General features: G+C 73.9%; 24 protein-coding genes. 18 read left to right on the forward strand and 6 right to left on the reverse strand.

What is annotated here, in order from left to right; genetic code table 11:
- Window positions 1-74: 74 nt before the first annotated feature.
- From ABZW32_RS07285 to ABZW32_RS07295, 3 genes are all read left to right on the forward strand, one after another.
- Entirely contained in the window at window positions 75-341 is a 267-nt protein-coding gene (locus ABZW32_RS07285) for a response regulator (protein WP_356212398.1), read from the forward strand.
- A gap of 205 nt (window positions 342-546) precedes the next feature.
- The gene (locus ABZW32_RS07290) at window positions 547-741 is read left to right on the forward strand and encodes a LuxR C-terminal-related transcriptional regulator (protein WP_356212400.1); all 195 of its coding nucleotides are present in this window, start codon (window positions 547-549) and stop codon (window positions 739-741) included.
- A 95-nt stretch (window positions 742-836) separates the two neighbouring features.
- Entirely contained in the window at window positions 837-2,726 is a 1,890-nt protein-coding gene (locus tag ABZW32_RS07295; RefSeq protein ID WP_356212402.1) for a galactose oxidase-like domain-containing protein, read from the forward strand.
- A gap of 15 nt (window positions 2,727-2,741) precedes the next feature.
- Here the strand turns inward: ABZW32_RS07295 and ABZW32_RS07300 are convergent, their stop codons facing one another.
- Complete coding sequence (locus ABZW32_RS07300) at window positions 2,742-3,263, reverse strand: MarR family transcriptional regulator (protein ID WP_356212405.1); 522 nt, start codon at window positions 3,261-3,263, stop codon at window positions 2,742-2,744.
- A 19-nt stretch (window positions 3,264-3,282) separates the two neighbouring features.
- On the opposite strand from ABZW32_RS07300, the gene ABZW32_RS07305 reads away from it, so the two are divergent.
- Window positions 3,283-4,206 carry an EamA family transporter gene (locus tag ABZW32_RS07305; protein WP_356212407.1) on the forward strand — a complete coding sequence of 308 codons (924 nt, stop codon included), beginning with the start codon at window positions 3,283-3,285 and terminating at the stop codon, window positions 4,204-4,206.
- A gap of 64 nt (window positions 4,207-4,270) precedes the next feature.
- Window positions 4,271-4,480 (forward strand): acyl-CoA carboxylase subunit epsilon, encoded by a 210-nt coding sequence (locus tag ABZW32_RS07310; RefSeq protein ID WP_356212409.1) that lies wholly within the window; start codon window positions 4,271-4,273, stop codon window positions 4,478-4,480.
- A 23-nt stretch (window positions 4,481-4,503) separates the two neighbouring features.
- Here ABZW32_RS07310 and ABZW32_RS07315 read toward each other — a convergent pair whose 3' ends face one another.
- Window positions 4,504-6,138 carry an FAD-dependent monooxygenase gene (locus tag ABZW32_RS07315; protein WP_356212412.1) on the reverse strand — a complete coding sequence of 545 codons (1,635 nt, stop codon included), beginning with the start codon at window positions 6,136-6,138 and terminating at the stop codon, window positions 4,504-4,506.
- A 256-nt stretch (window positions 6,139-6,394) separates the two neighbouring features.
- Here ABZW32_RS07315 and ABZW32_RS07320 point away from each other — a divergent pair, with 256 nt between their 5' ends.
- From ABZW32_RS07320 to ABZW32_RS07370, 11 genes are all read left to right on the forward strand, one after another.
- Window positions 6,395-7,492 carry a TcmI family type II polyketide cyclase gene (locus tag ABZW32_RS07320; protein ID WP_356212415.1) on the forward strand — a complete coding sequence of 366 codons (1,098 nt, stop codon included), beginning with the start codon at window positions 6,395-6,397 and terminating at the stop codon, window positions 7,490-7,492.
- A 118-nt stretch (window positions 7,493-7,610) separates the two neighbouring features.
- On the forward strand, window positions 7,611-8,057 hold the full coding sequence (locus tag ABZW32_RS07325) for a cupin domain-containing protein (RefSeq protein ID WP_356212418.1): 447 nt from the start codon (window positions 7,611-7,613) through the stop codon (window positions 8,055-8,057).
- On the forward strand, window positions 8,054-9,325 hold the full coding sequence (locus ABZW32_RS07330; RefSeq protein ID WP_356212421.1) for a beta-ketoacyl-[acyl-carrier-protein] synthase family protein: 1,272 nt from the start codon (window positions 8,054-8,056) through the stop codon (window positions 9,323-9,325). The genes ABZW32_RS07325 and ABZW32_RS07330 overlap by 4 nt, the downstream gene beginning before the upstream one ends.
- On the forward strand, window positions 9,322-10,575 hold the full coding sequence (locus ABZW32_RS07335; protein WP_356212424.1) for a ketosynthase chain-length factor: 1,254 nt from the start codon (window positions 9,322-9,324) through the stop codon (window positions 10,573-10,575). The genes ABZW32_RS07330 and ABZW32_RS07335 overlap by 4 nt, the downstream gene beginning before the upstream one ends.
- A gap of 78 nt (window positions 10,576-10,653) precedes the next feature.
- Window positions 10,654-10,908 carry an acyl carrier protein gene (locus ABZW32_RS07340; RefSeq protein WP_266836585.1) on the forward strand — a complete coding sequence of 85 codons (255 nt, stop codon included), beginning with the start codon at window positions 10,654-10,656 and terminating at the stop codon, window positions 10,906-10,908.
- 1 nt (window position 10,909) lies between these two features.
- Complete coding sequence (locus ABZW32_RS07345; protein ID WP_030234396.1) at window positions 10,910-11,377, forward strand: SRPBCC family protein; 468 nt, start codon at window positions 10,910-10,912, stop codon at window positions 11,375-11,377.
- 48 nt (window positions 11,378-11,425) lie between these two features.
- The gene (locus ABZW32_RS07350) at window positions 11,426-11,758 is read left to right on the forward strand and encodes a TcmI family type II polyketide cyclase (protein WP_356212428.1); all 333 of its coding nucleotides are present in this window, start codon (window positions 11,426-11,428) and stop codon (window positions 11,756-11,758) included.
- Between the two features lie 448 nt (window positions 11,759-12,206).
- Window positions 12,207-14,216 (forward strand): RICIN domain-containing protein, encoded by a 2,010-nt coding sequence (locus tag ABZW32_RS07355; protein WP_356212431.1) that lies wholly within the window; start codon window positions 12,207-12,209, stop codon window positions 14,214-14,216.
- A 233-nt stretch (window positions 14,217-14,449) separates the two neighbouring features.
- On the forward strand, window positions 14,450-15,085 hold the full coding sequence (locus tag ABZW32_RS07360; protein WP_356212434.1) for a hypothetical protein: 636 nt from the start codon (window positions 14,450-14,452) through the stop codon (window positions 15,083-15,085).
- A gap of 99 nt (window positions 15,086-15,184) precedes the next feature.
- On the forward strand, window positions 15,185-15,697 hold the full coding sequence (locus tag ABZW32_RS07365; protein WP_356212437.1) for a DUF664 domain-containing protein: 513 nt from the start codon (window positions 15,185-15,187) through the stop codon (window positions 15,695-15,697).
- A 27-nt stretch (window positions 15,698-15,724) separates the two neighbouring features.
- A complete protein-coding gene (locus ABZW32_RS07370; RefSeq protein ID WP_356212440.1) occupies window positions 15,725-16,432 on the forward strand; it encodes a DUF6882 domain-containing protein in 708 nt (235 codons plus the stop codon).
- A gap of 33 nt (window positions 16,433-16,465) precedes the next feature.
- Here the strand turns inward: ABZW32_RS07370 and ABZW32_RS07375 are convergent, their stop codons facing one another.
- The 3 genes from ABZW32_RS07375 to ABZW32_RS07385 are packed head-to-tail and all read right to left on the reverse strand — an operon-like array spanning window position 16,466 to window position 19,196.
- On the reverse strand, window positions 16,466-17,287 hold the full coding sequence (locus ABZW32_RS07375) for a hypothetical protein (protein ID WP_356212443.1): 822 nt from the start codon (window positions 17,285-17,287) through the stop codon (window positions 16,466-16,468).
- Entirely contained in the window at window positions 17,284-17,940 is a 657-nt protein-coding gene (locus ABZW32_RS07380; protein WP_356212446.1) for a response regulator transcription factor, read from the reverse strand. Before ABZW32_RS07380 ends, ABZW32_RS07375 begins: the two co-directional genes overlap by 4 nt.
- Window positions 17,928-19,196, reverse strand: coding sequence for a histidine kinase (locus tag ABZW32_RS07385; RefSeq protein WP_356212449.1), 1,269 nt, complete (start codon window positions 19,194-19,196; stop codon window positions 17,928-17,930). Before ABZW32_RS07385 ends, ABZW32_RS07380 begins: the two co-directional genes overlap by 13 nt.
- Window positions 19,197-19,372: 176 nt before the next feature.
- Here ABZW32_RS07385 and ABZW32_RS07390 point away from each other — a divergent pair, with 176 nt between their 5' ends.
- Window positions 19,373-19,768, forward strand: coding sequence for a hypothetical protein (locus ABZW32_RS07390; protein ID WP_356212452.1), 396 nt, complete (start codon window positions 19,373-19,375; stop codon window positions 19,766-19,768).
- Between the two features lie 55 nt (window positions 19,769-19,823).
- Here ABZW32_RS07390 and ABZW32_RS07395 read toward each other — a convergent pair whose 3' ends face one another.
- Window positions 19,824-20,234 carry an organic hydroperoxide resistance protein gene (locus ABZW32_RS07395; protein ID WP_356212455.1) on the reverse strand — a complete coding sequence of 137 codons (411 nt, stop codon included), beginning with the start codon at window positions 20,232-20,234 and terminating at the stop codon, window positions 19,824-19,826.
- 121 nt (window positions 20,235-20,355) lie between these two features.
- On the opposite strand from ABZW32_RS07395, the gene ABZW32_RS07400 reads away from it, so the two are divergent.
- Window positions 20,356-20,829 carry a MarR family transcriptional regulator gene (locus ABZW32_RS07400; protein WP_356212458.1) on the forward strand — a complete coding sequence of 158 codons (474 nt, stop codon included), beginning with the start codon at window positions 20,356-20,358 and terminating at the stop codon, window positions 20,827-20,829.
- Window positions 20,830-20,881: the final 52 nt, after the last annotated feature.

Genomic DNA, 20,881 nt, shown 5'->3' on the forward strand with positions numbered 1-20,881 from the left:
GCGACGGCCGCTGCCCGTGCTGTACCGGGCCGCGCAGGAGGGGCTCACCAACGCCTGCGTGGGAGGAGCCCCGGATGGACACGCCGCCGGAGACGCCGCAGGGGCGGCCCGTGCGGGTCCTGGTCGTCGACGACCAGGACCCGGTGCGCGAGGGCATCACCGCGCTGCTGGGCGTCGAGGTGGTGGGCAGTGCCCGCGACGGGGCCGAAGCCGTGGAGTCGGCGGTGCTGTGCCGGCCCGACGTGGTGCTGATGGACGTACGGATGCCCGGCACGGACGGGGTGGCGGCGACGGCGCTGCTGCGCCGGCGGCTGCCGGGGTGCCGGGGTGCCGGGTCGTGATGCTGACGACCTTCGACGACGAGTACGTCGGCCGGGCCCTGCGCGCGGGGGCGGTCGGCTACCTGCTGAAGAACCTGCCGGCCGCCGAACCGGCCCGCGCCGTACGCCTCGCGCACGCGGGCGTCGCCCAGTTCGACCAGACGGTCGTCGCAGCGCCGGCCGCCGGGCTTCCCGCCCCGGACCTGCTCACCCCCGGGAGACCGAAGTGCTGCGGCCGATCTCCGCCGGCTCGACGAACAAGGAGATCGCCGCGCGCCTCCACCTCGGCGAGGGCACCGTCAAGAACCACATCTCCCGCCTCCTGGGCCGGCTGGGACTGCGCGACCGCACCCGGGCCGCCCCGTACACCCGGGACAACGGGCTGCTCCGAGCAGGCGGAACACGCCCGCGACGGCCGTGATCACGGGGAAACGCACCCGTGCGGTATGAGGCGATTCATCCCGTTTCTTCTAGCATGGGCCCTCCCGACCCGGCGGTTGCCCACCGAGGAGACGCATGCCCCGAGCAGCACACCGGTCCGCCGTACGATCCGCCGTACTGTGCGCGGGCGTCCTCGTCTCCGCGCTGGCCGTGGCGGCCTCGGCAGCCGTCCCCGCAGCGGCCGTCGCCGACGTGCCGCACCGGCCCCCGGCGCACGACGGCGGCCTCGGGGACGCGCACCCCGACGGGGCGGCCCCGGCCGCGGCCGATCCCGCCGAAGCGGCCCTGATCGGCGAGGAGCACGCACGGGCCCACGCGGGCCGGCGCCGGGCCGCCCGGGACGCCGGGGGCTATCCGCAGGCCACCCGCAGCGCGAGCCTGGCCGCGCTGACGGACTCCCAGGCCCGCGCCAACGCGGCATTCCCCGCAGCCCGGTTCGGCCGGTTCGCCGAGTTCTTCCCCTCCCCCGACTTCGGGGTCCACCTCGCCCAGCTCCCCACCGGCAAGGTACTGCTGTTCTCCTTCGAACGCGTCGAGACCGACCCCACCAAGGAGACGGGCCCCACCGACCGGATCGGACGGACCAACGCCGGCCGCGCCTTCCTCTGGGACCCGGCCCGCGGGACGGGCGCAAGGGCCTTCAAGGAGGTCCGGCCGCCGACCGTGCTGATCCCGGACGGCACCCACTGGCCGCGCCCGGCTCCGTTCTTCTGCGCCGGACACGCCTTCCTGCCCAACGGGATGGTCGCCGTGTTCGGCGGCAACAACGGCGGCAAGGGGGGCAGCGGCGCCCGGCTCTCCTTCGTGTTCGACCCCTGGACCGAGACCTGGTACCGCAACCGGGACATGTCGGTGGGCCGCTGGTACCCCTCGGTGGTCACCGGCGCGGACGGCCGCCAGATCATCATGTCGGGCCAGTCCGAGCGCGGTACGGGCACCCCCACCCCGGTGGTGGAGCGGTTCCCGGCGAAGCGGCTGCCCGTCCCCTGGCGCACGTACGACATCCCCCTCGACATCGCCTCGGAGCGCTTCGGCGCGGACGCGCCCTTCCGCAACGACTACCCGCACCTCTTCTCCCTGCGCGACGGCATGATCTACGGCCTGGGCCGCGACGCCGACCAGCAATGGCTGTTCGACCCCGTCAAGGAGACCCGCCGCGACCTCCCCCGGCGCCCGGCCGACTTCCGCGGGTACGGATCCGCCGTACCGCTCCCGGCCGGCCTGCGCGGCCCCGACTCGGTCCTGGTCCTCGGCGGCGACCCGCTCGACCCGAACACGTACCGGCTGTCGGGTGCGGGGTGGACCACCGAGGAGCCCCGGGCCTTCGGCCGCACCCAGGACGACACCCTGATCCTGCCCGACGCCACCCTGCTCACCGTCAACGGCGCCCTCAGCACCCGGGACTACGGCTACGGCCCCTTCAACCCGAAGGCCGACCTCAAGTACCGGCAGACCGAACTGCGCGGCGCGGACGGCCGCTGGCGGCTGGGCCCCGCCCAGCGGCTGCCGCGCGGGTACCACTCCAACGCCCTGGTCATGCCGGACGGCCGGGTCATGGTGACCGGTGACGAGCTCCAGCAGATCGCCAACGACCCCGACATCCGCGACACGATGGACGGCAGCATCGAGCTCTACGAGCCCGCGTACCTGCACCGGGGCCCCCGGCCCGCCCTGGACCGGGCTCCGGGGGGCGAACTCCCCCACGACGCCGCCTTCGAGGTGCGCAGCTCCACCGCGTCCGCCGTGCGACGGGCCGTCCTGCTGGCGCCGACCACGGTCACCCACGCGGTGAACACCAGCCAGCGCCACCTGGAACTGCCCGTCACCGGGGTGCGCGGCGACACGATCACCCTGCGCACGCCGGCCACCCCGGCCGACGCGCCGCCCGGGTACTACATGCTCTTCCTCCTGGACGGCCGGGGGGTCCCCAGTACGGCGAAGTGGCTGAAGCTCGGGGTCCGTTAGCGGACCGGCCGCCGCTCAGGTCTGCGCGGGCGGTTCCAGGCGGGAGAGCCAGGCGGTCAGGAGCACCTCCAGGTCGGCGGCCTCGGCGGGGGTCAGTGCGTCGAGGAGAACGTGCTCGTTGCCGATGTGGTCGGTGAAGGCGCGGTCGATCACCTCGCGGCCCGCCGGGGTGAGGGCGACCACGCGGCCGCGGCCGTCGGCGGCCGACCGGCGGCGGGTGACCAGCCCGTCCCGTTCGAGCCGGTCGATCCGCTTGGTCATGGCCCCCGTGGTGACCATCGTGTGGGCGGCCAGCTCGCCGGGCGCCCGCTCGAAGGGTTCACCCGCCCGGCGCAGCGCGGCGAGGACGTCGAACTCGCCCTCGCCCAGGCCGTGGCGCCGGTAGACGGGGGTGAGGCGTTCGGTCAGCAGCAGGCCGAGGCGGTGCAGCCGGCCGATCACCGCCTGGGGGCCCACGTCCAGGTCGGGGCGCTCACGGGCCCACTCCGCCTGGATGCGGGCGACGTGGTCCGGTGCACCGCTCTTGATGTCTTCCATGGAAGGTATTGTAGCTTCCATGGAAGCTGATCTGCGGTGGTCCCTGGTCACGGCGATAGCCCCGGTGGCCTGGGGCGCCAACTACTACGTCACCCGCGCGTTCCTCCCCGACGGCCACCCCCTCTACGGATCGGCGATCCGCGCGCTGCCCGCCGGGCTGCTGCTCCTGGCCGTCAGCCGCGAGCTGCCGCGCGGCTCCTGGTGGTGGAAGTCGCTCCTGCTGGGCGTGCTCAACATGGGCGGGTTCTTCGCCCTCGTGTACGTGGCCGCGCAGCGGCTGCCGAGCAGCGTGGCCGCGACGGTGATGGCGACCGGACCGCTGACCATGATGCTGGTCGCCTGGCCCCTGGTGGGCGAGCGGCCGGGGTCCCGGCACCTGGCCGGGGCGGGGCTGGGGGCGGGCGGGGTGGCGCTGATGCTGTTCACGGGCAGCGTGCCCGCCGACGCGCTCGGGGTCGTGGCCGCCGCCGTCGCCATGGCGATGTCCGCGCTCGGCTACGTCCTGGCCAAACGCTGGAGCGCCGGCGCCGGAGTGCTCGCCTCGGCCTCCTGGCAGCTGCTCGGCGGCGGCCTCCTGCTGCTGCCCTTCGCCGTCGCGGTGGAGGGCGCGCCGCCGGCCGTCGACGGCCGGGCGGCGGTCGGGTTCGGCTACGCGGTCCTGGTGGCGACGGCCCTCGCCTTCACCACCTGGTTCGCGGGGCTGCGGCGGCTGCCCGCGGCCACCGTCGGACTGCTCGGGCTGCTCAACCCCGTGACCGGAGTGCTGCTGGGGCTCGCGGTGGCCGGGGAGAGCCTGACGGCGCGCCAGCTGTGCGGGCTGCTGCTGGCGGTGGCCGGCATCTTCCTCGGCCGCCCGGGGGCCGCGGCCGCCCCGCCCGCGCGCGTCGCACGGATGGCTGTGGACGGAGCTCCCCGGCACGACAGCCCACCGGCGGGCTCGTAGCGTCGTCAGCGTCGGCGCCGGACGGCCCGGCGAGGGCGAAATCTCCTGCCGGGAGGCCGTGCCGATGCGAAGCGACGACTCCATATCGAGCCTGCTCCGGGTCCACCGGGGCACCGCCGAACCCGAGGAACTGGCCGCGATCACCGTGGTGGTCGCCTGCCTCGCCGGCCGGGTCGCGCCCTCCTGCGACCGCCCCGCGCACACCGCGCACCACCGCCCGCGTCCGCGGCCCGTGGGCCACGGATGCTGGGCGGGGTGCTGGGCCTGCCGTTAGGCCCCGGCCCTGCCCGCGCGGTGTCAGGCGCGGCGCAGCAGCCGCGTCAGCGCGTCCGTCAGGACGGCACGCGGGTCCGTGACGGCCCCTTCCGAACGCCAGGCGACGAACCCGTCCGGGCGCACCAGGACCGCCCCGTCGGCCGGCAGCCCGTGCACCTCCGCCCAGTCGACGCCGTCCGGCTGGACCAGGTCGGCGTCCGATCCGGAGCCGATCGCATAGGCGTCCAGGCGCACGCCCGTCTGCCGCGCGACCTCCCGCGCCGCCTCCCGCCAGGGCGTGCCCGGGCCGCTGAGCAGCACGAAGGACCGCTCGTAGAGGTCGAGGGCGGAGATCCGCTCGCCCGCCCGGGTCAGCCACATGTGCGGGGCACGGGTACCCACGTCGCCCCGCAGCCGCATGGTCTCGGGGATGACCGGCCGGGACGGGTCGCCGCCGAGGACCGCGCCCTCGGGGTAGCAGTAGCCCATCGCGGTGGTGAGGACCCCGCTGCCCGGACCGCCGCCCATGGTGGGGGGCGGTACGTAGCCGGGGTGGCTGTGTTCGGCCGAACGGGCCGAGGCGCGCTCGCTGGTGGCCCGGGCCACGGGGAGCCGCTCCTGCTCGTAGGTGTCCAGCAGCTCCGGTCCGGCGGCGCCGTCGAGGACCGCGGCGACCTTCCAGGCGAGGTTGTGCGCGTCCTGGATGCCGGTGTTGGAGCCGAAGGCTCCGGTCGGGCACATCTCGTGGGCGGCGTCGCCCACCACGAACACCCGGCCGACGCCGTACTGCTCCGCGACCCGTTCGGCGGCGTGCCAGGGCGCCTTGCCGCCGATCTCCACGTCCAGGTCGGGCACGCCGATCGCCGAGCGGATCTGCTCCCTGCAGCGCTCGTCGGTGAAGTCCTCCAGGGTCTCGCCCGTCTCCGGGTGCCAGGGGGCGTGGAAGACCCACTGGGTCTCGTTGTCCACCGGCAGCAGCGCCCCGTCGGCGCCCTCCTTCATCAGGTAGCAGACGATGAAGCGCAGGTCGCCCAGGACGTCGGCGAGCCGCTCCGAGCGGAAGACGATGCTCACGTTGTGGAAGAGCTCGCCGTTGCCCGTCTGGCGGATGCGCAGGCCCTCGCGGACGGGGCTGCGCGGTCCGTCGGCGGCGATCAGGTAGTCGGCGCGGACGGTGAGGTGTTCGCCGGTCTCCCGGTCCTTCACCACGGCGCTCACGCCGGTCTCGTCCTGGTCGAAGCTCATCAGTTCGGTGGCGAAGCGCACGTCGGCGCCCTGGGCGCGGCTCTGCGCGGCCAGCACCGGCTCGATGTTGTTCTGGCTGCACAGGCACCAGCCGGTGGGGCTGAACTTCTTGAGCGCGCCGGACGGGTCGACGGCCTTGACGAGCCACTTGTGCTCGCCTTCGACGAGCGATGACCGGGTCTGCAGGATGCCCTGATTGGCCTCCAGGGCGGAGGCTTCCTTGCGGATGGCGGGTTCGACGCCCGCCGTGCGGAACAGTTCCATCGTCCGGGCGTTGATCCCCCGGCCGCGGGGGTGGACCGAGGTACCGGCGTGCTTCTCGACCAGCAGGTGCCTGATGCCGTGACGGCTCAGGAACAGCGAGGTGGACAGGCCCACGAGGGAGCCTCCCACGACGAGGACCGGTACGCGGACATCGGCATGCTCTTCCATCGGCTGCGGGCTCCTGTTTCGTGTGGGGGGCAGTGGACGCCTTATGCCCCCGATCAGGGTTCTTGCCCTGGCGAGTCGCGTCTTGTCACCCGCTTGATCCGGAGATGTAGCGATCCGTACCCCGCCGGATGACGATGAGCGACAGCGGGAGCCCTTTTGGCCACACCGCCCGCCCCCGCCCTCCGGGCCGTTGCCGCCGATGACGCACACGAACGCGTACGTGGCGGTCTCCGTGCACTCACGAAGGAGTGAGCAGATGACAACCACCCTGTCCGAACGGGTGTCGCAGTCCGCCTTCGACGGCTCCATGCTCCGGGTCGTCCTGCTGATGGATCTCCACGAGGGCGCCCAACAGCGCTTCTTCGAGGCCTACGAGCAGCTCCGGCACGACATCGCGTCGGTGCCCGGGCACCTGGGCGACCAGCTCTGCCAGTCCTTCGCGAACCCCTCGCAGTGGCTGATCACCAGTGAGTGGGAGAGCGCCCCGCAGTACCTCGCCTGGGTGAACAGCGAGGAGCACGCGGCGCAGGTCCGGCCGCTGGGTGCCTGCGCCCGCTCGATGCGCCCGCTGACGTTCACCGTGCTGCGGGAGACCGGCAAGCGCTACGAGGCCCCCGGGCGGGCGCCGGTCGCCCGGCTCCAGGGCTCGCCCCGGCTCGGGGCGGGGATCGTCCGGCACGCCCTGACCTTCACGGTCAAGCCGGGCAGCGAGGAGAAGGTCGCGCAGATCCTGTCGTCCTACGACTCCCCGCAGGCCCGCGTCGACGACCACACCCGGCTGCTGCGCACCTCCCTGTTCATGTACGGCAACCGGGTGGTGCGGGCGGTGGAGGTCGAGGGCGACCTGACGGCGGCGCTGCGGCACGTGTCGGAGCAGCCCGAGGTCCGTGCCGTGGAGCACGCCATCAACCCGTACCTGGAGCAGGACCGGGACCTCGCCGACCCGGAGTCCGCGCGGATGTTCTTCATGCGCGCCGCCCTGCCCGCCGTGCACCACGTGGCGGCGCAGGGGCAGCAACCGCCGGAGGTGACGCGGCACGCGCTCTTCTACCCGGCCAAGCCCGGCTGCGGCCCGCTCGTGGCCCGCTTCCTCGCCCGCCAGGACGAGGCGGCCGCGAAGCTCCCCACGAGTCCCGTGCTCAGCAGCACCATCTTCCAGCGGGACGACGTGGTGGTCCGCCTCCTCGACGTGAACGGGCCGGCCGACGGCCGCTTCGCCGGCGGCTTCGGCATCGAGGGCCCCCGCCGTGCGGCCGTGCTGCGGCGCCTGCTCACCGGGGATCCCGCCACCGCGGCCGACGCCCCCCGCCCCATGACCCCCGTCACCGACCGGCGCGCGCCGGCGCGGGACTGATCCGGGCGGACCTCGCCCCGAGCCCCCGCACCCCGTCCCGCCCCCGTCCCCGTCCCCACCACCCCGTCCGGCAGTCCGTGCGCAGTGCGGGCTCCCGTTCCGCCAGGAGGAAGTCAGCATGACCAGACATCACCCGCGCATCGTCGACCTCAGCGAGACCCAGCCCAACCGCAGGCGCGGAGGTGATCTGCGCGCCGTGCTCACCCCGACGTCGGTGGGTTCGACCAGCGGCTTCATGGGGCTGGCGGTGATGGCCCCGGGCGAGTCGATCGCCGAGCACTACCACCCGTACTCCGAGGAGTTCGTGTACGTGGTCGCCGGGACCCTCGAAGTCGACCTGGACGGCGAGCCGCACCCGCTGCGCGTCGACCAGGGGCTGCTCGTCCCGCTGAACATGCGCCACCGGTTCCGCAACGTCGGCTCCACCGAGGCCCGGATGGTCTTCCACCTGGGTCCGCTCGCCCCGGACCCGAAGCTCGGGCACGTCGACACCGAGGAGGCGCCGAACCCGGCGGCCTCCGGGTGGGCGGAGCGTCCGCCGGAGCGCACCGGAGCGGTTTCGTGACCCGCCGGCGGGTGGCCGTGACCGGGGTCGGTGTCGTGGCCCCGGGGGGCATCGGCGCCCCCGCCTTCTGGGACCTGCTGTCCAACGGCCGTACGGCGACGCGTGGCATCACCCTCTTCGACCCGTCCGGGTTCCGCTCCCGGATAGCCGCCGAGGTCGATTTCGACCCGTCCGAGCACGGCCTGAGCGAGGACGAGGCGGCCCGCGCGGACCGGTACATCCAGTTCGCCCTGGTCGCCGCCCGCGAGGCGGTGGCCGACTCCGGCCTGGAACTCGACGGCGAGAGCGCCTGGCGCACCGGCGTCTCCCTGGGCACGGCGGTCGGCGGTACCACCCGGCTGGAGCACGACTACGTCGCGGTCAGCCAGCACGGCGACTGGTGGGACGTGGACCACCGGCTGTCCTCCCCCTTCCTGCACCGTGCGTTCACCCCCGCCACCCTCGCCTCGGCGGTGGCGGAGCAGACGGGGGCGCGCGGCCCGGTGCAGACCGTCTCCACGGGCTGCACGTCCGGGCTCGACGCCGTCGGCTACGCCGTCCACTCCATCCAGGAGGGCCGGATGGACGTGTGCATAGCCGGGGCGTCGGACTCCCCGGTCTCCCCCATCACCGTGGCCTGCTTCGACGCCATCAAGGCGACCTCGGCGAACAACGACGACCCGGCGCACGCCTCGCGGCCCTTCGACGCCGAGCGGGACGGTTTCGTCCTCGGCGAGGGCGGCGCCGTCCTGGTCCTGGAGGAGCTGGAGCACGCCCGGGCCCGCGGCGCGACCGTCTACTGCGAGATCGGCGGGTACGCCACCTTCGGCAACGCCCATCACATGACGGGGCTGACCACCGAGGGCCTGGAGATGGCGCGGGCCATCGAAACGGCCCTGGCCCAGGCCCGGATCGGCGCCGGTGAGATCGACTACGTCAACGCGCACGGCTCCGGCACCAAGCAGAACGACCGCCACGAGACGGCGGCCGTCAAGCGGGTGCTCGGGGACCACGCCTACAAGACGCCGATGACCTCCATCAAGTCCATGGTGGGGCACTCCCTCGGCGCCATCGGGGCGATCGAACTCGCGGCCTGCGTCCTGGCGATGACCCATCACGTGGTGCCGCCGACCGCGAACTACGAGACCCCCGACCCGGAATGCGACCTGGACTACGTGCCGCGCACCGCCCGCAGCCACACCCTGCGCAGCGTGCTGTCCGTCGGCAGCGGGTTCGGCGGCTTCCAGTCCGCCGTGGTCCTGACCCAGCCCAAGGAGGTACGCGCGTGAAGAGCCGTACTGCGGGAGCGCCGGTGGCGATCACCGGCATCGGGGTCGTCGCCCCCAACGGGATCGGCGCGGACGCCTTCTGGAAGGCGACGCAGGCGGGCGACAGCGTCCTGGACCGGGTGACCCGGCAGGGCTGCGAGCACCTTCCCGTGCGGGTCGCCGGCGAGGTCCGGGGATTCGATCCCGGGGCGCTGGTCGAGGACCGCTTCCTCGTGCAGACCGACCGCTTCAGCCACTACGCGCTGGCCGCCGCCGATCTGGCGCTGGAGCACGCCCGGCTGGGGCGCGCCGACTACGAGGACGACCCGTACGCGGTGGGCGTCGTCACCGCGGCCGGCTCGGGCGGCGGCGAGTTCGGGCAGCGCGAGCTACAGCGGCTGTGGGGGCAGGGCCCTCGCTTCGTCGGCCCGTACCAGTCGATCGCCTGGTTCTACGCGGCCAGCACCGGTCAGATCTCCATCCGGCGCGGGTTCAAGGGCCCGTGCGGGGTGATCGCGAGCGACGAGGCGGGCGGGCTGGACGCCTTCGCGCACGCCGCCCGGGGGATCCGGCAGGGCAGCCGGGCCATGCTGGCCGGCGCGACGGAGGCCCCGCTGGCCCCGTACTCGGTGGTCTGCCAGCTGGGCTACGAGGGCCTGAGCACCTGGGACGACCCGGAGCGCGCCTACCGGCCCTTCACGGCCAAGGCGTGCGGGTTCGTCCCGGCCGAGGGCGGCGCGATGTTCGTCGTCGAGGACGCGGAGGCCGCCCGGCGGCGGGGCGCGACGGTCCGGGCCCTGCTGGCCGGCCACGCCGCCACCTTCACCGGGACGCGGTCGCCGGACGTCTGCGGCGAGGGCCTGGCCCACGCCATCCGCGGTGCGCTGCGGGAGGCGGGCTGCGCGCCCGAGGAGGTGGACGTGGTCTTCGCGGACGCCCTGGGCACGCCCGAGGCCGATGCGGCGGAGGCGCGGGCGATCCGCGACGCGCTCGGCGGTCACGGCTCCAAGGTGGCGGTGACCGCCCCCAAGACGGGGACCGGACGCGCGTACTGCGCGGCCGGCACCCTCGACACGGCCGCGGCCGTGCTGGCCCTGGAACACGGGGTCGTGCCGCCGACCCCGAACGTGTTCGACGTCTGCCACGACCTCGACGTGGTCACCGGCAGCGCCCGGGTCACCCCCGTGCGGACCGCGCTCGTCCTGAGCCGCGGCCGGATGGGGTCGAACGCGGCACTCGTCCTCCGCAAGGGGCCCGAATCCCGCGCCTAGGGGTCGGGACCCCGGCTGGTCAGGGCCGCGCAGGGAGTCCGGCGCGGCCCCCGGAAGCAGGAAGAGAGAGAAGGCACCATGTCCGACCGACTGACCATGGAAGAGCTGGCGACGCTCATGAAGAGCGCCGGCATCACCGTCGACCCCACCGAGCTGGCGAGTCGTCCGGACTCCCGGTTCGACGACTACGGCCTGGACTCGCTGGGCCTGCTGGGCATCGTCGGTGAGCTGGAGAACCGGCGCGGCCGTGCGCTGCCCACCGACGCGGACCGCTGCAAGAGCCCCCGCGAGTTCGTCGACCTCGTCAACAACAGCCTCATGACCGGAGCCTGACATGCCTGGACACACCGACAACGAGATCACCGTCAACGCGCCCGTCGACGTCGTCTGGGACGTCACGAACGACCTCCCCAACTGGCCGGAGCTGTTCAGCGAGTACGCCTCGATCGAGATCCTGGAGAAGGCCGGGAACACCACCCGGTTCCGTCTCGCCATGCACCCGGACGAGAACGGGGTGGTGTGGAGCTGGGTCTCGGAGCGGACGGTGGACCGCGCGGGCCTGACGGTGAAGGCCCGCCGGGTCGAGACGGGTCCGTTCGCGCACATGGACATCCACTGGGAGTACGGCGAGGCGCCCGGCGGCGGCACCCGCATGCGGTGGGTCCAGGACTTCGCGATGAAGCCGGACGCGCCGATCGACGACGCGGGGATGACCGACCGCATCAACCACAACTCCCGCATCCAGATGGAACTGATCCGGGACAAGATCGAGCGCCGCGAGCGGGTGGCCTCCCGCCGCTGAGCGCACCGCCCTCCTCCCCACCCTCCGAGTCGAAAGGCAACCCACCCGATGCACCAAGCCCTCATCGTGGCCCGTATGGCGCCCGGATCGGCACCCGACATCGCCGACCTGTTCGCCTCCTCGGACGCGGGCGAGCTCCCCCGTCTGGTCGGGGTCAGCCGCCGCAGCCTCTTCCAGTTCGGGGACGTGTACCTGCACCTGATCGAGTCCGAGAAGGACCCCGGTCCGGCCATCGCGCAGGTCACGGACCACCCGGAGTTCCGCGACCTCAGCGACCGGCTCCAGGCCTACATCAGCCCGCACGACCCCAAGACCTGGCGGGGCCCGAAGGACGCCATGGCCACCCGGTTCTACCGCTGGGAGCGGGACGCCGCGCGCTAGTCCGTAGGGGTGCCCTTGCCGCCGCCGCACCGGGCGGGCGGCCTGGGCACCCACGGCCACGTCCGGATCCCCGTCGCACTTCACCGCTCGTGACGGGGAGAATTCGGCAGGTAGTTTTTACATGAATACCTGACTGAATTGCCGTCAACAAGCATTACCCGTATATCTCGATTTGATAACGAGATCCCCGAAAAGGCCTGGACCTTTCTCACGCAACGCGCGTAACTCCCTTGCACTAAAAGCAAGTTGACAGTTCATCAAATCGAGCAACAAGGTCACGGATAGATTTCTCGGGCCCGGCTCCCGTTTGTCCGAATTCTCCGCGGCTCCCGTCTGGCAAGCTTCCGCGCACCCACCTTCCCGATCAGGACTTGAGGTGCGCATGACAGCACGACACACCGGCCGACGACGCAAACAGCGTGAACACCGGCGCAGACCGCGCAGGTTGATGCTCCTGACCGCCGCCATGGCCACCGCGGCCGCGATAGCCGGCGGCATCACCTACGCCGGACTCGGCGCGGACGCCGAGGCCGGCACCCCCGCGCAGGCCTCGGGGGCCGGCGCGCCCGCCGAACCGGCCGCCGCACCGGCCCGCGACGCAGAACCGGCCGCCCTCTCCAGCGCCCCGGCGAACGAGAACGCCCGCGGCATGGTCTACGACGGCCTGGAGGCCGCCCCCAAGGGCGACCGCTGCGTCGGCGTCTACCGCACGGACGCCGGACTGTGCACCCACGGCCCGGACGCACCCCCCGGGGGCGTGGACATCAAGAAGGACGTCCAGCCCGTGGTCCGCACCAAGGCCCCGGCAGCCGACCCCGCCGCGCCGGCCTCCGCCGACCCGGCCGCCACGGAGGGCGGCGGGCGTCCTCAGGACGCGCCCGCTGCCGACGCCCGTACGGCCGCCTCCAAGACGGCCCCCGCCCCGCCGGCCTCCGGCAGCCAGGGCATCGCGGCCGGACCGGCCGGACAGACCGTCCAGTGCGACGGCGACGGGACCTCGGGCAACCGGGTCCAGGTCGTCTACGCCCACGGCCCCGGCCGCGACCGCTACGCCGAGTACCTGGCCTCCTTCCGCAAGTGGGCGGCCGACGCCGACCTCATCTACGCGGCCAGCGCCAAGGAGACCGGCGGCATCCGGCACATCCGTTACGTGACGGCCGCCGACTGCACCCCGTCCGTGATCAGCATCGAGCTCCCGGACTCGGCCCTCGCCGAGTTCAGCGCGACCAACGCCGCGCTCGCCGGCAAGGGCCTGGACCGCCGCGACCGCAAGTACATGATCTTCGCGGACACCCAGATCTACTGCGGCATCGGCACCTTCAACGGCGACGAGCGGCCCGGCCAGAACAACCTGAGCAACTTCGGCCCCTCCTACGGGCGCACCGACTCGGGCTGCTGGGGCGGGCACACCGCCGCGCACGAACTCGGGCACAACCTCGGCGCGGTCAACAACAGCGCCCCCAACACCAGCCGTGGCGCGCACTGCACCGACGAATTCGACGTCATGTGCTACTCGGACACCCCGTACTACCCGCAGATGCGCAACGTCTGCACGAACCAGGCGTCCGAGAACATCCTGGACTGCAACCACGACGACTACTTCCACACCAGCCCGAAGCCGGGCAGCTACCTGGCGACCCACTGGAACATCGCCGACAACCAGTTCCTGATGCGCGCCGACGGCGGCGGCACCGGGCCCGGTCCGAACCCGAACCCCGGCCCGACGGCCAAGCCCACCCCCTCGCCCTCGCCCACCAAGAAGCCCACGGGCGGACCGGTCGTGACGGCCGGCCAGATCCAGGCCGACTCGGTGGTGCTGAGCTGGCCCCGCACGGAGGGCGCCGCCTGGTACCAGGTGCTGCTGAACGGCAAGCACCTGACCTGGGTGCAGTCGACCTCCCTGCGCGTGTACGGCCTGCGCGCCGGCACCGACTACACCGCCGCCGTCTCGGTCCGCGACACGGCCGGCCGTGACAGCGGCCCCGGCAAGGCCACCTCCTTCCGCACGACCGCCACCGGTGGCGGCGCCACCACTCCGGGCAGCCGCTACGTGCTCGGCAACGGCAGCAGCGGCATGGCCGCCGAGGTGTGGGACGGCCGCACCGCCGACGGGACCGTCCTGGTGGCGGGCCGGACCAACGGCTACGCGCAGCAGCAGTGGTACTTCGACGACGCCGGCAACGGGCTCGTGCGCATCCGGTCCGCCGTCTCCGGCAAGTGCCTGCAGCCGGGCGGCGCCCCCGCCGCCGGGATGTGGGTCTCGCAGCAGCCCTGCGGGAACGCCGCGTCGCAGCAGTGGCGGCTGACCACCCGGGACGGCTCGACGACCGTCTCCGACCCGAGCGGCGGCTTCGCCCTCGCGGTGAGCAACCGTCCCTACTACGGGAACTGGCTGCTCGAACTCCAGCGCGCGGACGGCCGTCCCGCGCAGGCCTGGACGGCCCGCAAGGCGGGCTGACCCACCGCTCCGGAGGGCGGCCGCTCCCCCGGCCGCCCTCCGGCTCCGCTCCCCGACGCCTCCCCCACGGGCTTCACCCCCACGCCTTCCCCACGGGCTTCACCCCCCACGCCTCCCCCACAGGCTTCACCCCCCACGCCTCCCCCACGCTCGGCCAGGCCCCCCACACCCCTCACCCCCAACCCCCCACCTCCGCTCGTCCCTTCGCCTCCCCACCTCCCGCCTGGAGCACCATGACCACGCGCCCGCGTCCCCTCCCGTTCCCCGCCGCCCTCGGACTGGCCCTGCTGCTGCCCGTGCAGGCCGTCGCCCTGGCCGGCGCCGCGCACGCCCACGGGGACACCCTCAAGGTGGTGATCACCGGTCAGCAGGCCGGGCGGGTCACCGCCGACGTCACCTGGGAGAACGACGGCGACGCCGTCGAGGAGGCCGTCGCGGCCACCGTGAACGCGGTCAGCGCCGACGGGGCCCGTACGGCGGGACCGTGGCGGCTGGTCCGCGGCACCGGCGGGGCCGCGACGTGGACGACGGCCGAGGCGCTGCCGCCCGGCACGTGGACGGTGACCGTCGACGCGGGCTTCCCCTCCCTGGGGCACGCACAAGGGGAGGTGGCCGTCCCGGTGGTGGACCCGGCCCCGCCCACCGCCTCCGCCGCCGCCTCCCCCTCCGGCGCCCCGGTGACCACGACCCCGTCGGCTCCCCCGGCGTCCGGCACCCCGAGCGCCTCCCCGGCCACCTCCCCGGCCACCTCTCCCGCCTCCGACAGCGGCGCCGCCGGCTGGTGGACCACCGCCGGGGTGGCCGGGATCGCCCTGGTCGGCGCCGCCGCCGGCATCCTGCTGCGCCGCAGGCGGCTGCGGCGGCCCTGACGGAGTGTCGCCCCGCGCCGTCGCGCCGCGGACCGGCATGGTGGTCCCGGCAGTGACCGGCGGTGACCGGCGGTCCGGCGGATGTGGCGGGAGAGGGCGATGAAGGGCACCGAGGTACTCGTGGACGGCTTCGCACGCGTCCGGGAGGTGGTCCACGAGGTGGTCGACGGGCTCTCGGCCGAGGAACTCAACGCCCGGACCGACCCGGCGGCGAACTCGATCGCCTGGCTCGTCTGGCACCTGACGCGGGTGCAGGACGACCACGTGGCCGACGCCGCCGGGCTGGCCCAGGTGTGGCGGGAGCAGGGCTGGGCCGACCGCTTCGGCCTGCGGCTGCCCGTCGGGGCCACCGGGTACGGGCACACCCCGCGACAGGCCGCGGCGGTCCGCGTGGACGAGTTCGCGCTGCTGCTGGGCTACTTCGACGCCGTGCACGAGCAGACCCTGCGGTTCGTGCACGGCCTCGCGGCGGCCGACCTCGACCGGGTGGTCGACGACCGCTGGGACCCGCCGGTCACCCTGGGCGTCCGCCTGGTCAGCGTGCTGGCGGACGACCTCCAGCACGCGGGCCAGGCCGCCTTCGTCCGGGGTGCCCTGGAGCGGCTGGAGTAGCGCGCCGACGGGCTTAGGGTGTGGCCCGTGACGACACCTGTGAACTCCCGTTTCGGCGACGCCTTCCTGTTCGAAGCCGAACGCCACGCCGCCTGGGGCGCGGCGCAGCTCCAGGCCCTGACGGCCTTCGTGCCCGCGGGCGACTGGACCGCCGACCTCGACGCCTGCCTCTACCGCCAGGGCGGCCTCGACCTGCGCATATCCGTACTGGGCACCTACGACCTCTCACAGGGCACCTGGATGTGGGGCTGGGCCAACCCGGGGCTGCGGGGTACCCCCGTGGTCGCGCTCTCCGGGCGCGCCGGGGAGTACGGGAGGGCGTACGGCATGGCCGAGTTCGCGCAGGAGACGCTGGACCTGTCGGGGTTCGCCGACCCGCGCCGGGCCGCGGAGACCCTCGCCTTCGCCGCGATGGGGGTGACCGGCGCACCGGGCTACCTCAGCGTGCAGGCCGGTCCGGACACGCAGTTGTACCTGCTCGCCGACGACCCGCGGGTGCCGCGCCCCGCCTTCGACGCCACGGCGCTCCCGGGGGCGCTCACCTCGGCGATGGGCCTGATCGGCCACTCCCCGTACGCCATGGCGGCGGGCTACTTCGAGCACTTCGGCCTGCCGCAGCACCAGGAGCCCGGCCGCATCACGGCCACCCTGCCCGGGAACCTGGGGGCCGAGGTCACCTTCGACGAACTGGGCCGCATCGCGAACATCCGCGTGACCCTCGCCGGCCACCACTGACCCGCGCCCGGTCCGCCGACCCCGGCCGCCCGTTCAGTCGGACGGGGGCCGCAGGCCCGCCGTGGCGGTGCCGGAATCGGCGGAGAGGTCCAGGGTGCGCGGGGCCGACGGGTCGCGGAGGCCGTCGTCCACCTCGCAGCGGCCCCACCCCACGTGGCTGGTGACGCGGTAGCGGGTGGCCGTGGGAAGGGTGAGGTCGAGCCGGCCCGAGCCGGCGCGGGCGGTGACGCGGTCCGGCGGGGCCACGAAGCGGACGTCCGCCCGGCCGGCGCCCGCGCGGAGGTCGGCCTGCCGGGAGGCGAGCCCGGCGGCATGGAGGCTGCCCGAATCGACGTTGGCGCGCAGGGGCCCGCGCAGGCCGGAGAGGATCAGCGAGCCGGATTGCACGTCCGCGTCGACGGTGCCTTCCAGGCCGCTGACGCCGATCCGTCCGGAGGTTGCGGACACCTTGACCGGGACCGCGGTGGGCACGGTCACGGCGAGCCGTACGGAGCAGCCGGCTTCGTCGGCCACCGTGACGGTGTCGCCGGGGCAGCGCGGCGTCAGCTTCAGGGTGTCGCCGAGCCAGCTCTCCTCGATCACCGGCGGCCCGAACGACCAGCGGACGTCGGCCCGGTAGCCGATCTCCCGGTCGCCGCGCGGGGTGATGCTCACGTTCGCCGCACCGGCGACGATCTCGACGGCGGCCACCGTCCGTCCGGCGCTGCCGCCCTCCAGGACGCCGGTGTGGCCGTTGCTCTTGGCCCACACCTGCCAGCCGGCCGGGAGGAGCACGAGGACGGCGCCGAGGACGGCGGCGCAGTACCAGGCACGACGGTGCCCGCTCCCGGCGGCGGCGGGCGCGGGGTGGGTCACGGGGTGCCGTCCAGGAAGCGCAGCACGGCGAGGACCCGGCGGTGGGCCTCGGCGGCCGGCGGCAGGTCGAGCTTGGCGAAGATGCTGTTGATGTGTTTGGCCACGGCGCTCTCGCTGACGACGAGTCCTTCGGCGATCGCCGCGTTGGAGCGGCCCTCGGCCATCAGCGCGAGCACCTCGCGCTCGCGCGGGGTCAGGCGTTCCAGCGGGTCGGGGCCGCCGCCGCGGCGCAGCAGGAGCTGGGCGACGACCTGCGGGTCGAGGGCGGTGCCGCCGCCCGCGACGCGGCGCAGGGCGTCGATGAACTCCTCGACGTCGGCGACGCGTTGCTTGAGGAGGTAGCCGACGCCCGCGCCGCTCCGGGAGGACAGCAGGTCGGCGGCGTAGCGCTCCTCCACGTACTGGGACAGCAGCAGCACGGCCGTGCCGGGGTTCTGGCTGCGGATCACCAGGGCGGCGCGGACGCCCTCGTCGGTGAAGCCGGGCGGCATGCGCACGTCCACGAGGGCGAGGTCGGGGCGGTGTTCCTCGACCGCGGCGAGCAGGCCTTCGGCGTCGCCGGTCTCGGCGCACACCTCGAACCCGGCCATTTCGAGGACTTTGACAAGACCTATGCGCAGGAGGACGGAGTCCTCGGCGATCACAGCCCGCACGGCAGCTCCACAGTGACGACGGTCGGGCCCCCGAGGGGGCTGTTGATCAATATCGTTCCGTCGACCGACCCTACGCGTTTGCGCAGGCCGACCAGACCGGATCCGCCCGCCGGGTCCGCGCCGCCGACGCCGTCGTCGGTGACGACGATGCGCAGCAGGTCCCCCCGGTCGCCGGTGACGCGGGCGACCGAGACCGAACAGCGCCGGGCGCGGGCGTGCTTGGCCACGTTGGCGAGGGTCTCGGAGACCACGAAGTAGGCGACGGCCTCGATGGTGGGGCCCGGCCGGACGGTGATGTCCACGGTGAGTTCGACGGGCAGCGGCGCGCGGGCGGCGATGCCGGAGAGCGCGGCGTCCAGCCCGCGGTCCTCCAGGACGGCCGGGTGCAGGCCGCGTACGAGGTTGCTGAGCTCCTCGATGGCTTCCTTGGCCTCCCGGTGGGCCTCGTCGATGACGGCCTTGGCCTCGGGCGGCAGGTCGGGGAGGGTGGCGCGGGCGATGCCGAGGTTCATGGCGAGGGAGACCAGCCGCTGTTGGGCGCCGTCGTGCAGGTCCCGTTCGATGCGGCGGCGTTCGAGGTCGGCGGCGTCCAGGACCCCGGCACGGCTCTCGGCGAGGTCCTCGACGCGCCGCTCCAGTTCGCGGGCCCGGTTGGGGCCGAGGAGGGCGGCCGCCGCGGCGGAGTCCAGCCGGGTCAGGGCGGCGGCGGCCCAGGGGGCGGCGAGCAGCAGCAGCGCGCCGAGCACGGTGATCGTGTCGTACTGGCTCTGCCAGCCGGTGGGCGGCCCGAACGGCTCCTCGCGGGGCAGCATCCAGGACCAGGCGTACACGCTCGCGCCGGCGGCGCCGGCGGCCCAGGCGAGGACGAGGAGCGCGGCTCCGGTGGCGACGAGCGGGCCGACCACGAGGTGGTAACCGTACTGCCGCCAGGTCGATTCGGCGCGCAGCCGCTCGGTAAGCCCGCGGAGGGTCGTCCGGGGGTGCGCCCGGACGACCGGCGGTATGTCGAGGCCGAGCAGGGAACGGAAACGGCTGCGCTGGACCGCGGTCAGGAGCGGGGAGCCCACGACGGCGAGCAGCAGCGGGTAGGGGGTGTGGCCGGGGGCCGCGACGAGCAGCAGGCTCCCGAGGACGAGCGGCAGGGTGGGGGCGATCGCCGCCGCGTTGAAGGCGGTGTTGCGCCAGGCCCACGCCGACCAGGGGGTGTGCGCGGCGATCCAGGTGTACGTACGCCGCAGGGCGCCGCGGTTTGTCATGTCCGTACGGTATGCGCAGTGATCATCGGCCCACCACCACCCTGGTGCCCGGTGGGGGGTGTACCTGGCACCACCCCCGGTTCGGACGGTGGAGTTACTGATCTTCGCGGCGCGCGGAACGAGAGTGGTGGTGTGCCCGGCGGACGGTCCGGCGGGCCGGAAGGAGACCCGCAGCCATGGCCCTCGCCGCCCCGCAGTTCCGGACCCGGCGCGCCCCCCGCCTGTCGACGGTGCTCACCGGCGCGGGGGTGGCGCTGCTGCCGTGGATGGTGGTGCTGGCCACGACGATGCCGGCGACGGCCGAGGTGTCCAACTGGTCGGCCGCGTGGATCGGCCTCGACGCGATGCTGGCCCTCGGACTGGCCGGGACGGGGGCGCTGTTGCGCAAGGGGGATCCGAGGGTGTCGCCGGTGGCGGCGGCCACCGCCGCGCTGCTCCTGATGGACGCCTGGTTCGACGTCACCACCTCGGCGGGCACGAGCGGTCAGGGCATGGCGCTCGTGCTGGCGCTCGCGGCGGAGCTGCCGATGGCGGGGGTGTGCGCGGCGGTGGCCGCCCGGCGCGCGTCCTGAGACGGGACGCCCGTCCGGGCCGCGCGGTCCGGGCCGGGGAGGCCCGGTGCCGGTGCTACTCGACGACGAGCTCGACCGGGATGTTGCCGCGGGTGGCCTTGGAGTAGGGGCACACCTCGTGGGCCTGCTTGACCAGCAGGGCGCCGGTCTCGCCCGCGAGGGACTCGGGGAGCTCGACGCGCAGGGTCACGGCGAGGCCGAAGCCGCCGGCGTCCTGGCCGATGGAGGTCTCCGCGGTCACGGAGATGTCGCCGGTGTCGACCTTCATCTGGCGGCCGACGAGGCCGAGCGCGCTGGCGAAGCAGGCCGCGTAGCCGGCGGAGAAGAGCTGCTCGGGGTTGGTGCCCTGGCCGTTGCCGCCGAGTGCCGGGGGCATGGCGAGCGCGAGGTCGATCTGGCCGTCGGAGCTGACGGCGCGGCCCTCGCGGCCGTTGGCGGTGGCGACGGCGGTGTACAGCGCGTCCATCGGGGGGTCCTTTCGGAGGGGGGTGGGGCGGTTCGTGGCCGTCCCTGACCACAAATAGAGCACACAATTCAGTTGTGCACAACTCAATGGCTCGCGAGTGTGCTCCGGTACACTGGCGCTCATGACCGAGCAGCCCGCAGCCGCCCTCCGCGACCAGGACTTCCTCCGCCTCGACGGGCAGATCTGCTTTGCCCTGGGCGCCGCGAACCGGGCCTTCGGGGGTCTGTACCGGGTGGTCCTGAAGGACCTGGGCCTGACCTACCCCCAGTACCTCGTGATGCTGGTGCTGTGGGAGAACGGCACGACCCCGGTCAAGGAACTGGGCCTGCGCCTGCGGCTCGACTCGGGCACGCTCTCCCCCCTCCTGAAGCGACTGGAGGCGGCGGGCCTGATCCGGCGCGAACGCAGCGCGCGGGACGAACGGTCGGTGCACGCGGTGCTCACCGAGGAGGGCACCGCCCTGCGCGAGCGGGCGGTGGAGGTCCCGCGCCGGATCGCGGCGGCCACCGGCTTCGAGCTGGCCGAGATCCGCGAGCTCCAGGTACGCCTGGCCCGCCTCACGGCCGCGCTCGACGCGGCCGTCCCGCAGGACTGAGGACGGCGGACCGCCAGGGGGTGGAGGCCGCGGACCACCAGGGCACAGGGAC

It is taken from the genome of Streptomyces sp. NPDC004667 (assembly GCF_040609475.1).
Taxonomy (GTDB): Bacteria; Actinomycetota; Actinomycetes; order Streptomycetales; family Streptomycetaceae; genus Streptomyces.

What these genes read in the sequence shown, in the direction of transcription:
- ABZW32_RS07390 (WP_356212452.1), top strand. Translation starts at nt 19,373, where the DNA reads ATGGCCCTCGCCGCCCCGCAGTTCCGGACCCGGCGCGCCCCCCGCCTG.
- ABZW32_RS07355 (WP_356212431.1), top strand. Translation starts at nt 12,207, where the DNA reads ATGCTCCTGACCGCCGCCATGGCCACCGCGGCCGCGATAGCCGGCGGC.
- ABZW32_RS07305 (WP_356212407.1), top strand. Translation starts at nt 3,283, where the DNA reads ATGGAAGCTGATCTGCGGTGGTCCCTGGTCACGGCGATAGCCCCGGTG.
- ABZW32_RS07365 (WP_356212437.1), top strand. Translation starts at nt 15,185, where the DNA reads ATGAAGGGCACCGAGGTACTCGTGGACGGCTTCGCACGCGTCCGGGAG.
- ABZW32_RS07325 (WP_356212418.1), top strand. Translation starts at nt 7,611, where the DNA reads ATGACCAGACATCACCCGCGCATCGTCGACCTCAGCGAGACCCAGCCC.
- ABZW32_RS07385 (WP_356212449.1), bottom strand. Translation starts at nt 19,196, where the DNA reads ATGACAAACCGCGGCGCCCTGCGGCGTACGTACACCTGGATCGCCGCG.
- ABZW32_RS07395 (WP_356212455.1), bottom strand. Translation starts at nt 20,234, where the DNA reads ATGGACGCGCTGTACACCGCCGTCGCCACCGCCAACGGCCGCGAGGGC.
- ABZW32_RS07310 (WP_356212409.1), top strand. Translation starts at nt 4,271, where the DNA reads ATGCGAAGCGACGACTCCATATCGAGCCTGCTCCGGGTCCACCGGGGC.
- ABZW32_RS07345 (WP_030234396.1), top strand. Translation starts at nt 10,910, where the DNA reads ATGCCTGGACACACCGACAACGAGATCACCGTCAACGCGCCCGTCGAC.
- ABZW32_RS07285 (WP_356212398.1), top strand. Translation starts at nt 75, where the DNA reads ATGGACACGCCGCCGGAGACGCCGCAGGGGCGGCCCGTGCGGGTCCTG.
- ABZW32_RS07400 (WP_356212458.1), top strand. Translation starts at nt 20,356, where the DNA reads ATGACCGAGCAGCCCGCAGCCGCCCTCCGCGACCAGGACTTCCTCCGC.
- ABZW32_RS07295 (WP_356212402.1), top strand. Translation starts at nt 837, where the DNA reads ATGCCCCGAGCAGCACACCGGTCCGCCGTACGATCCGCCGTACTGTGC.
- ABZW32_RS07320 (WP_356212415.1), top strand. Translation starts at nt 6,395, where the DNA reads ATGACAACCACCCTGTCCGAACGGGTGTCGCAGTCCGCCTTCGACGGC.
- ABZW32_RS07300 (WP_356212405.1), bottom strand. Translation starts at nt 3,263, where the DNA reads ATGGAAGACATCAAGAGCGGTGCACCGGACCACGTCGCCCGCATCCAG.
- ABZW32_RS07340 (WP_266836585.1), top strand. Translation starts at nt 10,654, where the DNA reads ATGTCCGACCGACTGACCATGGAAGAGCTGGCGACGCTCATGAAGAGC.
- ABZW32_RS07315 (WP_356212412.1), bottom strand. Translation starts at nt 6,138, where the DNA reads ATGGAAGAGCATGCCGATGTCCGCGTACCGGTCCTCGTCGTGGGAGGC.
- ABZW32_RS07350 (WP_356212428.1), top strand. Translation starts at nt 11,426, where the DNA reads ATGCACCAAGCCCTCATCGTGGCCCGTATGGCGCCCGGATCGGCACCC.
- ABZW32_RS07360 (WP_356212434.1), top strand. Translation starts at nt 14,450, where the DNA reads ATGACCACGCGCCCGCGTCCCCTCCCGTTCCCCGCCGCCCTCGGACTG.